The organism is Knoellia sp. 3-2P3 (assembly GCF_029223115.1).
In the GTDB taxonomy this organism is placed as follows: Bacteria; Actinomycetota; Actinomycetes; order Actinomycetales; family Dermatophilaceae; genus Pedococcus_A.
In genome coordinates this window covers 423,069-434,526 of sequence record NZ_JARGZE010000001.1, presented here as the reverse complement: position 1 = coordinate 434,526, position 11,458 = coordinate 423,069, and the positions used below count along the sequence as shown (strand labels likewise).

The 11,458-nt window shown below is 72.9% G+C and carries 15 protein-coding genes; 10 read left to right on the top strand and 5 right to left on the bottom strand.

Annotated features, from left to right (window positions below):
* Positions 1 to 16: 16 nt before the first annotated feature.
* Complete coding sequence (locus P0Y31_RS02125) at positions 17 to 643, top strand: PIG-L deacetylase family protein (protein WP_275866418.1); 627 nt, start codon at positions 17 to 19, stop codon at positions 641 to 643.
* A gap of 65 nt (positions 644 to 708) precedes the next feature.
* Here the strand turns inward: P0Y31_RS02125 and P0Y31_RS02120 are convergent, their stop codons facing one another.
* Positions 709 to 1,854: a methyltransferase C-terminal domain-containing protein gene (locus P0Y31_RS02120; RefSeq protein WP_275866417.1), complete on the bottom strand. Its 1,146-nt coding sequence runs from the start codon at positions 1,852 to 1,854 to the stop codon at positions 709 to 711.
* Between the two features lie 100 nt (positions 1,855 to 1,954).
* Complete coding sequence (locus P0Y31_RS02115) at positions 1,955 to 2,494, bottom strand: DUF1269 domain-containing protein (RefSeq protein ID WP_275866416.1); 540 nt, start codon at positions 2,492 to 2,494, stop codon at positions 1,955 to 1,957.
* 140 nt (positions 2,495 to 2,634) lie between these two features.
* Here P0Y31_RS02115 and P0Y31_RS02110 point away from each other — a divergent pair, with 140 nt between their 5' ends.
* The 7 genes from P0Y31_RS02110 to P0Y31_RS02080 all read left to right on the top strand — a co-directional run bounded on the left by P0Y31_RS02110 (position 2,635) and on the right by P0Y31_RS02080 (position 6,904).
* A complete protein-coding gene (locus tag P0Y31_RS02110) occupies positions 2,635 to 3,192 on the top strand; it encodes a DUF6584 family protein (RefSeq protein WP_275866415.1) in 558 nt (185 codons plus the stop codon).
* The gene (locus P0Y31_RS02105; RefSeq protein ID WP_275866414.1) at positions 3,189 to 3,419 is read left to right on the top strand and encodes a hypothetical protein; all 231 of its coding nucleotides are present in this window, start codon (positions 3,189 to 3,191) and stop codon (positions 3,417 to 3,419) included. Before P0Y31_RS02110 ends, P0Y31_RS02105 begins: the two co-directional genes overlap by 4 nt.
* Before the next feature lie 69 nt (positions 3,420 to 3,488).
* Positions 3,489 to 3,875 carry a hypothetical protein gene (locus tag P0Y31_RS02100; RefSeq protein WP_275866413.1) on the top strand — a complete coding sequence of 129 codons (387 nt, stop codon included), beginning with the start codon at positions 3,489 to 3,491 and terminating at the stop codon, positions 3,873 to 3,875.
* Positions 3,872 to 4,600, top strand: coding sequence for a PIG-L family deacetylase (locus P0Y31_RS02095; RefSeq protein WP_275866412.1), 729 nt, complete (start codon positions 3,872 to 3,874; stop codon positions 4,598 to 4,600). Before P0Y31_RS02100 ends, P0Y31_RS02095 begins: the two co-directional genes overlap by 4 nt.
* The gene (locus P0Y31_RS02090; RefSeq protein ID WP_275866411.1) at positions 4,600 to 5,175 is read left to right on the top strand and encodes a class I SAM-dependent methyltransferase; all 576 of its coding nucleotides are present in this window, start codon (positions 4,600 to 4,602) and stop codon (positions 5,173 to 5,175) included. Before P0Y31_RS02095 ends, P0Y31_RS02090 begins: the two co-directional genes overlap by 1 nt.
* Positions 5,172 to 6,164 carry an acyl-CoA dehydrogenase family protein gene (locus tag P0Y31_RS02085; protein ID WP_275866410.1) on the top strand — a complete coding sequence of 331 codons (993 nt, stop codon included), beginning with the start codon at positions 5,172 to 5,174 and terminating at the stop codon, positions 6,162 to 6,164. Before P0Y31_RS02090 ends, P0Y31_RS02085 begins: the two co-directional genes overlap by 4 nt.
* On the top strand, positions 6,161 to 6,904 hold the full coding sequence (locus tag P0Y31_RS02080) for a glycosyltransferase family 2 protein (RefSeq protein ID WP_275866409.1): 744 nt from the start codon (positions 6,161 to 6,163) through the stop codon (positions 6,902 to 6,904). The genes P0Y31_RS02085 and P0Y31_RS02080 overlap by 4 nt, the downstream gene beginning before the upstream one ends.
* A 28-nt stretch (positions 6,905 to 6,932) precedes the next feature.
* On the opposite strand, the gene P0Y31_RS02075 is transcribed toward P0Y31_RS02080, so the two are convergent.
* Both P0Y31_RS02075 and P0Y31_RS02070 read right to left on the bottom strand, forming a co-directional pair.
* Positions 6,933 to 7,190, bottom strand: coding sequence for a hypothetical protein (locus tag P0Y31_RS02075; protein ID WP_275866408.1), 258 nt, complete (start codon positions 7,188 to 7,190; stop codon positions 6,933 to 6,935).
* A complete protein-coding gene (locus P0Y31_RS02070; protein WP_275866407.1) occupies positions 7,183 to 8,511 on the bottom strand; it encodes a PP2C family protein-serine/threonine phosphatase in 1,329 nt (442 codons plus the stop codon). Before P0Y31_RS02070 ends, P0Y31_RS02075 begins: the two co-directional genes overlap by 8 nt.
* A gap of 145 nt (positions 8,512 to 8,656) precedes the next feature.
* On the opposite strand from P0Y31_RS02070, the gene P0Y31_RS02065 reads away from it, so the two are divergent.
* Positions 8,657 to 9,433 (top strand): VOC family protein, encoded by a 777-nt coding sequence (locus tag P0Y31_RS02065; RefSeq protein ID WP_345803603.1) that lies wholly within the window; start codon positions 8,657 to 8,659, stop codon positions 9,431 to 9,433.
* Positions 9,434 to 9,546: 113 nt separating this feature from the next.
* On the opposite strand, the gene P0Y31_RS02060 is transcribed toward P0Y31_RS02065, so the two are convergent.
* Entirely contained in the window at positions 9,547 to 9,717 is a 171-nt protein-coding gene (locus tag P0Y31_RS02060) for a hypothetical protein (protein WP_275805804.1), read from the bottom strand.
* Positions 9,718 to 9,884: 167 nt separating this feature from the next.
* Between P0Y31_RS02060 and P0Y31_RS02055 the strand changes: the two genes are divergently transcribed.
* Complete coding sequence (locus P0Y31_RS02055) at positions 9,885 to 11,438, top strand: ABC transporter substrate-binding protein (RefSeq protein ID WP_275866406.1); 1,554 nt, start codon at positions 9,885 to 9,887, stop codon at positions 11,436 to 11,438.
* Positions 11,439 to 11,458: the final 20 nt, after the last annotated feature.

Sequence of the window (11,458 nt, the reverse complement as noted above, 5' to 3'; positions counted from 1 at the left end):
GGTCTGAGGAGGTCAGATGCTCGGCCTGTCCCTGCCCGGACGAATCCGCGTCCTCTGCCTGGGTGCCCACCCGGACGACATCGAGATCGGCTGCGGCGGAACGCTCCTGCGGCTGAAGGACAGCCACGACGTCGAGGTGACCAATGTCGTCCTGACGGGATCGTCCGACCGCGCCGAGGAGGCGGTGGAGGCTGCCAGCCTGTTCGCGCAGGCCGAGGTGGTGATGTTCGACTTCCCCGACGGCCGGCTTCCCGCCCACTGGGGCGACGTGAAGGAGGCCCTGGAGGAGGTTGCCCGCGGGCCCGTCCCCGACCTGCTCCTCGCACCGAGCCGGGACGATGCCCACCAGGACCACCGGCTGCTGGCGCAGCTCGTGACCACGGTGTGGCGCGACGTCCTGGTGCTCAGCTACGAGGTGCCGAAGTGGGACGGGGACTTCCTGTCGCCGACGCACTACGTGCCGCTCAGTGCGGAGGTGGCGCAGCGCAAGGTGCAGCTGCTCAACAAGGCGTACCCCTCCCAGCACGGCCGCGACTGGTGGGATGACGACCTGTTCCTCGGCGTCATGCGCCTGAGGGGCATGGAGTGCCGGGCGAGGTATGCCGAGGCCTTCACCGTGAGCAAGGCCATCCTGTCCGTGTGAGCCGGTGAGCCGGTGAGCCGGCGAGCCGGTGCGCCCGTGAGCCGGCCGTCCTTTTGCGGCGCTGCTCACCCGGTGGGGAGCGCCAGGGTCCGGGGCTCGGGCAGCGGGACGTACAGGCGCGGGGACCAGCCGCTGCCGGCGCTGCTCCGCCCGAGATGGCCGGCCACCTCCTCGGCGATGTCCCAGGTCAGGACGACGACGTCGTCGGGCCGCTCGGTGAGCAGCCGCTCCACGGGGTGGATGGGGATGCCGGTGCCCGGGACCCTGAGCCCGTGCTTCTGCGGTGCCAGGTCGACCGTGAAGGGCAGCAGGTCGACGTCCACCTCGGCGAGGGCGAGGAGGACGGGCGCCTTCGACGGCGCCCCGTAGCCCGCCACCGTCCGGCCCGCCGCGGCAAGTCCCTCCAGGTGTCGCCGGAGTGCCGTCGTGACCTCGCGTCCGCGTGACCCCAGCTCGAGGAGGGCGTCCAGGCCGTCGACGCCGAGCGAGGACTCGGCCCGCTTGATCTCGGCCACGCGCGGGTGGGCCTGCTGTGCGCTGGCCGCGTGCCGGATGGTCGCACGGACGCTCCCGCCGTAGACGTCGACCGGCACGGCGTCCACCAGCGCCAGCGAGTGGCGGGCGAGCAGCCGTTCCAACGCGATGACCGAGAGGTAGGCGAAGTGGCCGTGGCGGATCGTGTCGATCAGGCAGTGCTCCACCAGCGGTCGGACGTGGAAGAACTCGCAGACCAGGTGGCCGGAGGGGCTCATCCGCCGGGCGTGGGCGGCCATGACCTCGTTGAGGTCCTCCGCGTGCATCAGGTGGTGCACGTCGACGACGAGGTCGGCGACGGCATCCTCGGCGAGGGGGACCAGTCCCGCCTCGACGAACGACGGCAGCCACGAGGCGCCGTGCGCGCTGTCGAGCTCGATGACCGTCTGTCCGGGGGAGAGGCCGAGCTGTTCGACGACGGTCGCGACGGACGCCCGGGCATGCCGTCTGGCCGTCTGCGAGTCCACCGCGCGGGACTCCTCCGGTCCCGGTGGGTCCTCGAGGGGACCGAGCTGCACGAGCGAACAGTCCCCACACGCATACAGGGTCAGCGGGAAGCGGCGGTCCTCCCGCGGGTCACCCGCCTCGGCGAACGTGTCCGCAGCCGGCACCATCCCGAGGTCGAGGACCAGTGTGGTGTTGGCGGATGTGCATGCCCGGCAGTCGAACTCAGCCATGTCGCCACCGCTCCCCGCAACCCGTGTGCTCACCCCCGCACCATGGCCAGCCTAGGGGGTGCTGGTTGCCCTGTCCGGTGATCCGCCGGGTCGGCGCTGCTCAGCCGGAGGCCTTCTCGGCAGCCTTCATCTCTGCTGCGAGCTCGTCCGCCGCCATGTCCGTGGCCTTGGAGATGAGCCGGTTCGCCGCCTTGATGTTGGCGGCGACCTGGTCGGCCAGGTTCGTCTCGTAGACCACGATGAGGCCGGCCTCGCCCTCGTCGAGGGTCTCGCCGAGCTCCTTGAGGTCGCCGCGGGACATGCCGTCGCTCGCGTGTCCCGCCACCGCACCGATCGCGGCACCTCCCGCGCCCGCGGTGGCCAGGCCGATGCCGACCGGCGGGAACAGTGCCGCCGTCACCCCCACCGCGAGCCCCCAGCCGAGCCCGACTGCCGCGCCGTGACGGGTGGGCTGCTCGTGCTTCTTCACGATGCGGACCTTGCCGTCCTCGTCCTTGGCCACGACGGCGGCGTCGAAGTCGTGGGAGGTCTTGACCTCCCGGTAGAGCGCCTTGACCGCCTCGTAGTCGGCGACCGCGGAGTCGACGTCGTCGTAGGCCCCGGCGATCACGTAGAGGGTGTCCTTCTCCTGCTTGGCCATGCCGTGTCTCCCGTCGTCAGCCGGCCGGGGGCCATCCCGAGCCGGCGCTGAGCGGCCAGTGTCGGTCGGCGGTCTCCGGCGGGGCATCACCCGAGGGGGATGAGCGGCCGCGGTGGCGCGCACGCGGCATACTCACGGCTGTGAGCGACGACAGCCAGCAGACCCCGTCCCCGGCCGAGCGCGACACGACCAGCTCCGACCTCGAGCACCACAGTGGCGCGGTCGAGCGCGCCCGGGCGGACCTTGCCGCCGGGCGTGCCTGGAAGGCGCGTGACCGCCTTGCCGGGCACCTCGCCGACAACCTCGACCCCGAGGCCCTCGAGCTGCTCGGTGAGGTGCACTACGCGATGGGTGACATGCCTGCCGCCGGCGCCGCGTGGTTCGGCACCGGCCGGCGCGGCAAGGATGTCGACGAGGCCGTCGAGGCGTGGCGGGAACGGCACGCCGACCACTTCGACCAGATGTGGCGCAGCCTGCCGCGCACCGTCCGCGACAACCCCGGCAACCCGCGCGTCGAGGCCCTGCGCCGCCGCGCGGGCGCCGACCGCGCGGCAGCAGGCACCGTGTCGAGCGCGCCCGTGCAGACCGGGGGCGGTGTCGACGCCGCCGTCGTCATCACGGTCGTGCTCGCCATCCTCTTCGTGGTCTGTGCCGTCGTGGGAGCTGTGACGCTGCTGCGCTGGATCGTCCCCGGGTGAGTCCGGGCCGTCCCGGCAGCGCCCAGCGGCGCGACCTGCTCGCGCACGTGGCCGCCCAGGTGCCCGACGGGCCGGGCACGTCGTGCACCCGGGTGGGGGTGGACGGCCCCGACGGGTCGGGCAAGACCGTCTTCGCCGCCGAGCTGGCCGAGGCCCTGCGGGAAGGCGGGCGCGACGTCGTGCAGGTGTCCCTCGACGACTTCCACCACGTCCGGGAGGTGCGCTAACCCCTCGGGCGGACCTCCCCCGAGGGGTTCTGGCTGGACTCGTTCGACTACCCGCGCTTCGCGGACGAGGTGCTGCGGCCGCTGGGGCCGGGGGGCTCCGGGTGCTACCGACCCCGTGGTCACGACGTCGCCACCGACGAGGTGCTCGACGGGCCGTTGCTGCGGGCGCCCGCGGGCGCGGCGCTGGTCGTCGACGGGCTCTTCCTGCACCGCCGTGAGCTCGAGGGCCTGTGGGACTTCACCGTCTACCTCGACGTGCCCTTCGAGGTGACTGCGGCACGGATGGCCGTGCGGGACGGCAGCCACCCCGACCCGGAACACCCCTCGATGGCCCGTTACGTGCAGGCGCAGCGCCGGTACTTCGCCGAGCGGGCACCGTGGGAACGGGCCGACCTGGTGGTCGACAACAGCGACGTCGAGCGTCCCGTCGTCACCGCGCCTAGGCTCACCACATGACCGTGACGGTGACGCCTGACGGGCTGCCCGTCGAGGTGTGGCACGGCGCCGTCGCCGCCGCCCCCAGGCGTCCGATCGACGACCTGGTGCCTCCGAGCAGCACCCGCCTCGTGGTCGTCGGGGCCCACCCCGATGACGAGGCGGTCGGGGCCGGTCGCCTGGTCGCGCAGTGGGCCCGCACCCGCGGCCCGGTGCTCGCGATCACGCTCACGGCGGGGGAGGCGTGCCTCGACGACCTCGGCATCGAGGAGCCGGGGCTGGCCGACCGGAGGCTGCAGGAGTGGCACACGGCCCTCGCCGACCTCGGGGCCCACGCGGGTGCGCACCGGCTCTGCCCGGACGGCGCCGTCGCCTCGCACACCGACGCCATGGCCGCCGCGATCGCCGACGAGCTGGGCCCCGGTGACGTCGTGCTCGCGCCGTGGCGCCATGACCCCCACCCCGACCACGAGGCAGCCGGCCGCGCAGCGGCCCTCGCCGCGCGCGCCCGGGGGGCGACGCTGCTCGAGTACCCCGTCTGGATGGCCTACTGGATGACGCCGGAGGCCGTGGCCGCCACCGGCCACCGTTGGTCGGTCGTGCCGACGGGCGCCGAGGCCGAGCAGGCGCGCCTGCTCGCGCTTGCGGCCTACGCCTCGCAGCGCGAGCCGCTGCAGCCGGGCCTGGGCCCGGTCGTGCCACCGCTGCTGCTCGAGCACCACCACGCCCAGCTGGTGGTCGGCTGATGGTGCGGCCGCCGGACTTCGAGGCGCTGTATGCCGCCGACCCGGACCCGTGGCACGTCCGGGACAGCTGGTACGAGCGGCGCAAGGAGGCGGTGGTGCTGGCGCTCCTGGCCCGCGAGCGGTACGACCACGCCTGGGACGCCGCCTGCGGGACCGGTGCCCTGGCGCTGGCCCTGGCGCGCCGCTGCGGGCACGTCACCGCCAGCGACGCCTCCCCCACGGCGGTGGCCCTCACGGAAGGGCTCCTGCAGGCCTGCCCAAACGCGACCTCACAGGTCAGCGCCCTTCCCGCGGTGCCCCCACTGACCACCCTCCCGGACCTCGTCGTGCTCGCCGAGGTGCTGTACTACCTCCCGGCGCAGGCCCGCTCGCAGGCGCTCGAGGGCGTGGCGGCTGCCGCCCGGGCGGAGGCGGAGGTCGGGGTGGTGCACTGGCGGCACCACCCCGACGACGCACACCTCCCGGGGGCTGACGCGACCGAGGAGGCCGACACGCTCCTGCAGCAGGCGGGGTGGCGGCGGCACAGCTGGCACGACGACCCCGACTTCGTCGCGGCGTCCTGGGTGCGGCCGTGAGCGGGCTGACCGCGCTGGTGCCGCTTCCCGAACCGCTCGAGCTGCCGCCGGGTCACGACCGCGAGGCGGACCGGCCGGAGGCGATCGCCGCGGCAGTGCGCCACCTGGCCGCCCAGCACGACTGGACCTCGCTGTCGTGGCCGGGTCTGGTGACGGCGCTCGAGGCCTTGGGGCGCACCGACATCCCGTTGTCGCGGCTCACCGAGGGACACGTCGACGCGCTGCGGGTCCACGCCGAGGCCGGCACCCGCCCGCTGGACGGTTGCCTCTACGGGGTGTGGGCCTCCCGCTCCCGCGGGACGGGGATCAGGGCCGGCCGCACCGACGAGGGCTGGCACCTCGAGGGGACCCTGCGCTTCGCCTCCGGCGCAGGGGTGCTCGACCGGGCGCTCGTGCCGGTCTGGCTCGACGACGAGACGAGTGTGCTGCTCGACGTCGCCGTGGACGCCTGGCCGGTCGACGAGACCGCCTGGCAGACCTCGGCGATGCGGTTGTCGCACTCGCACACCGTCCAGCTCGCCCACGACGTGCCCGACCGGGAGGCGCGCCAGCTCGGTGGGGCGGGGTTCTACCTCGGCCGTCCGGGGTTCTTCCCCGGCGGCGTCGGAGTCGCCGCCGTCTGGGTCGGCGGGGCGGCGCGTGTCGTCGACCTGGTGCGCCGGCACGTGGGCGCCGGCCCCGTCTCACCCGCCGTGCAGCTGCGGCTCGGGCACCTGCGCACCGAGCTCGTCACCGCTGCCAGCGCGGCCGAGGCTGCAGCGGCCCGGCTGGCGGGTGGCGAGGTGGCGTCGCCGCAGGTGCTGGCCACCGAGGCCCGGTCCGTGGTCGGGGCGGCCGTGCGACGCCTGCTCGAGCAGGCCAGGGCGGTCGCGGGCCCGGCCGGGCTGGCGTTCGACGGGCCCCTCACCCGGGCGGTCGACGACCTCGACCTCTACGTGCGCCAGCAGAGCACCGACGGCGACGCGCTGTTCCTCGGCAGCCAGCCATGACCGACGTGCTGGTGGCGATCCCCGCCCGGGACGAGGAGCACCGGGTGACCCGGTGCCTCGACAGCGTCGCCGACGCCCTGCGTCACGCCCGCCGCTCCGCAGGCGTCCAGCGGGCTGCGCTCGCCGTCGCCGTGCACCGCAGCACCGACCAGACGGCAGCCCTGGTCGATCACGCGCTCGCGGCCCTGCCCGACCTCGAGGTCTACCGGCACACCGACGCCGACTCCGGCACGGTCGGCGAGGTGCGCCGGCGGCTGGTCTCGGCAGCCGGCGCCGCCCTGGGGCTGGCGTCGTCGCCGAAGGCCTGGGTGTTCAGCACCGACGCCGACTCGGTCGTCCCGACGCACTGGGTGTCCGCCCTGCTCGCCCACGCCAGGGCAGCCGAGGCGCACTGCATCGCGGGCCTGGTCGACCTCGAGGGCTGGCGCGCGCACCCGGCCGCGGCCGCGGCATACGGGCAGATCGTCCGGGATGGGATGGCGGCGGTGGGGCACCGCCACGTCTACGGCGCCAACCTCGCGGTCCGCATGGACGCGTATGCCGCGGTCGGCGGCTTCCCGGCAGTGGCCCACGGGGAGGACCACGACCTGGTCCGGAGCCTGCGGGCCGGGGGCCACCGGGTGCTCGCCGTGCGGGAGCCTGCCGTGCTGACCTCGGGGCGCATGCCCGGCCGGGCCCGGCACGGGCTCGGTGACCTGCTGGACCGGCTGGTGTCCGACTGCTCCTGCTGCGCCGGATAGCGACGTCGTGCCGAGGTCCGGCTGCTCGTCAGGCGGGGGTCGTGCCCGTGCCGGCGTCGGTCGGCCGGCCGGTCGCGGGGTCGGCCGGAGTCGCCGGGGCGGTGTCCTCCTCGTCGGGCGTCTGCGTCGACGCGCGCCGGGTCTCGTCCGGGTGCTCGGTGCGCTCCGCCGACTCGGCGAGGATCGCCTCGGCCTGCGCCTCGGGGTCGGCGCTGCCGGCAGCCTGCTCCTCCGGCAGCAGCTCAGCCCGGTGGTCGGCCCTCGTCTCGTCCGCTGGCTCAGTCATGGCTCGACGGTACGGGACCACTGGCGATGTGGGGCTCGGAGCCCCCGGAGGTGCGGCGCTCCCGCCCGTGACCGCCGTGCCAGTCGAGCACGAGCAGGGTTGCGTCGTCGGACAGGGAGCCTCCTGCGACCGCGACCACCCTGCGGGTCAGGTGCCGGGTCACCTCGCGCGGATGCAGGTCCCTGGTGGCGAGGATCTCGTCCCGCAGGTCGAGCTCGGCGGCGTTTCGCTCGAGCATCCCGTCGGTGACCAGCAGGAGGCGATCGCCCGGCTCGAGAGCCAGGTCGGTGCTGCGGTAGACGGAGTCGGGGAACAGCCCGAACGGCAGGTCCACCGGGAGCGGAATGGTGGAGACGGCGCCGGACCGGAACAGGTAGGGGAGCACGTGCCCAGCATTGACCAGGGCCAGCCTGCCCCTCTGCAGGTCGAGTCGACCGAGCAGGCCCGTCGCGAAGCCGTCGGAGCCCGTCTCGGCAGCGTGCTCGCACATCTTGACGTTGGCCGCAGCCGCCTGCTCGAGCAGGGACGTCCCGGAGCGACGCGCGTTGCGCAGGCTGCCCACGCACAGGGTGGCGTTGAGTGCGCTGGCCACCCCGTGGCCCATGGCGTCGGTCAAGGACAGGTGGAGCACATCGCGGGCCAGGGAGTAGTCGAAGGAGTCCCCTCCGATGGAGGCGGCCGGTTCGAGCCAGGCCGAGAGGGTGAACGCCCCCGCCTCGCAGGTGAACGCGGCCGGCAGCAGCCGGCGCTGGATCTCCGCGGGGAGCGTGAAGGGAGTGGTGCGCTGTCCCCACTCGAACAGGTCGGTGTGCCGCCGGTTCGCGATGATCACGAACGAGAGCACGTGCCCGATCCGCGTGATGTCGACGAGCGTGGGTGGGTCCGGCTCGGTCGGGAGGGTCAGCTCGAGCAGCCCGAGGACCTCGCCCCGCTCGGTGACCGGCGCGAACACGGTCCACGGCCCCGTCGACGGGTCGTCGCCGGCGGGGGGCACAACCTGGACCGTCTGGGAGCGCACGGCGACCTCTGCGGGACCGCCGTCGAAAGGCAGCACCACAGCCTGTTCGGCGGCATCGAAGCGCACTGTGGCGTTCTCCTCGCCCATCCGGGCGACGAAGGCACCCTCGGCGTCGCCGCCGGGGGCGCTCGACAGTCGGATGAGCCCACGGCCGGAGAGGTCCTCGATGAGGAAGAAGGCCGCACCCGCGTCAAGCGTGGCGGCCAGGGTGCGGGTGACCGCCTCGACGGCGTCGAGGGGTGAGGCGTTCTCGGCCGCGTCCAGGACCCGGCTGAGGGCCTCTGTCCGACCGAGTTCCCCCATCTCTGGAGGATAGGCCCCGGGGGCAGGGCTGCGCCGGGTCGCGCCGGGAGGGCGTTGTGGTCACGATGAGTCTGGCGGGGGCCGGCGATCGGTCCCAACGTCAGGACCCGCTCGTCCTGTGCCCACCGACGTGAAGGAGACAGCCGTGCCCGCGCGAATCCCGATGACCGGAGCCCCCTGCTGGGTCGACCTGTTCACCTCCGACACCGCTCGCGCCGAACAGTTCTACGGCGAGCTGTTCGGCTGGACCTCCGAGCACGGCGACGAGGAGAAGTACGGCGGCTACATCATGTTCCGCAAGGACGGGAAGATGGTGGGTGGCTGCATGCGCAACGAGGGCAGCAGCGGCGCACCCGACATGTGGTCGGTCTACCTCGCCTCCGATGACGCACGTCGCACCGTCGAGCGGGCCGCCGAGCTGGGCGGCAGCGTGATCGTGCCGGCGATGGCCGTGCCCGAGCAGGGCGTGATGGCGATGGTGACCGACCCCTCCGGTGCAGCGGTCGGGGTGTGGCAGGGCTCCCAGAGCCCCGGCATCGAGGTCGTGGCCGAACCCGGGACGCCCAACTGGTTCGAGCTTCACACCCGCGACTACGACCGCACGCTGAGCTTCTACGAGGACGTCTTCGGCTGGGACACCCACGTCATGAGCGACACCGACGACTTCCGCTACACCACGCTCGGCGAGGGGGACTCCCAACAGGCCGGCGTCATGGACGCGGCGGCCATGCTGCCCGAGAACGTGCCCGGGCTGTGGGGCATCTACTGGGGCGTCAAGGACCCGGACGCCTTCGTCGAGAAGGCGCAGGCGCTCGGGGCCACGGTGCTGCACCCGGCCGAGGACACGCCATACGGCCGCATGGCGACGCTGGCCGACCCGACCGGCGCGATGTTCCGGATCATCCGCCCGCCGCAGGGCTGACCCGGCGCCACGGTGCCTCGTCGGCGGACTGCGCCAGTGATCCGGTGCGTGGATCACTGACGCAGTCCCCGCGGCCCTCTCCCGTGGGAGGCGGGCGAGGTCAGCACCCCCTGTCAGCCGAGCGGTGCGCCCTCGCAGCACGGGACGATGTGGCCACAGGAGTCGCACCGCTGGTGCGAGGTCTCCCAGCGCATCGGCGCCCCGCAGTTGTCGCAGGGGGCCAGGCCGCCGATGGTGGGCTGGCAGGCGGCCGATGTGCCGGTCTGGGTCTGGGCGTCGCTCACGGCCGTCACCGTACCCGCGAGCCGCTGGTCAGGGCTCGGATAACGATGTGAAACAACTTCACGCACAGGTACCCAACTGCGGAACAAAGTGCCATATTGGGCGGCGAAACCCCCGTGCGGTCGGCAGGGACGTGCCCGGAGCCGACGCCCAGCCCAAGGAGAGCCCCATGCAGAAGTTCCGCCCTGCCATGCCGGTGCGGCCGGTCGTCCTCGGAGCGGCCGTCGTCACCTCCCTCGCCCTGGCCGGCTGCTCGGGTGGCAGCAGCGGCGCCTCGGGCGGCAAGGCGGACGGCCCCCTGGTGTTCGGCATCAGCGCCGACCCGACCCAGACCGTCCCGTGGCTGTCGACCTCGACGCAGTCGATCCAGGTGCTCGGCCAGATCTACAGCACGCTGCTGAACACCGACGCCAACCTCCAGCCGGTGGCGGGTCTGGCCGACCTGCCGAAGATCTCCGACGACGGCCTGACCTACACCTTCACGCTGAAGAAGGACCTGAAGTTCGGCAACGGCTCCGCGCTGGACTCCGAGGACGTGAAGTACACGTTCGACACGATCATGGACCCGGCCACGAAGGCGACCTCGGCGTCCTACTTCGCCTCGGTCAAGGGCATCGAGGCCCCCGACCCGCAGACGGTGGTCGTCACCCTCAAGGCGCCCGACGCCTCATTCGTCTCGGCCCTGTCGAACGTCAACACCTCGATCGTCCCCTCCGACGTGCCGGTCGACAGCCTCACGACCAAGCCGGTCGGCTCCGGGCCCTACCTCTTCGAGAGCCGCACCCCCAACCAGTCGATCACCCTGAAGGCCAACCCGGGCTACTACCAGGGCAAGCCGGGCCTGACCGGCGTGCAGTTCCGCATCATCGCCGACGAGAAGGCGATGGTCTCGGCCCTGCGCTCGGGGGCGGTCGACATGGCTGTCTTCGACAACTCGGTCACCGCCAAGACGGCCACCGCCACCAACGTCAAGGTCTCCACCGTCGACCAGCTGAGCTACCACGTCCTCCAGCTGCGGGCCGACGCGCCGGCGCTGAAGGACGTCAACGTGCGCCTGGCCATCTCCTGCGCGATCGACCGCAAGCAGGTGCTCGACACCGCCGCCCTCGGCGCGGGGAAGGTCACCGGCCCGGTGACGTCGCCGGCATACCGCTCCGACCCCGACAGCCGGCCTTGCCCGCAGCGCGACCTGGACAAGGCCCGTGAGCACCTCGGCAAGGCAGGCAAGTCCGGCGGCCTGTCGATCAACATGATCACCTCCCAGGGCCTTTACTCCACCGCGGTCAACGAGGCGCAGAACATCCAGGCGCAGCTGAAGGAGATCGGCATCGAGGTCAAGCTCGAGACGCTCGACTCCAACGCCTACGTGCAGCGCTGGCTCGCCGGCGACTTCGACACGGCCATCGCGCTGAACGGCGGCAGCACCGACCCCAACACGATGTACGCCCGCTACTTCACCTCGACCGGCTCGTTCACCAAGGTGGCCGGCTACCGGTCGGCGACGCTCGACAAGCTCTTCGCCGAGGGCAAGGCGACGACCGACGCCAACGAGCGCAAGGCCATCTACGCCAAGGTCTCGCAGGAGCTGGAGGACAACGCCGCCTGGGTGTGGACCTACACGGGCAACCTCTACATCGCCGCCAGCACCGCGGTGAAGGGCTTCGAGCCGCGCACCAACGGCGACCTGAGCACCCTGTGGAAGGCCACGAAGTCCGCCTCGTGACGCGGACGTCCACCACTCCC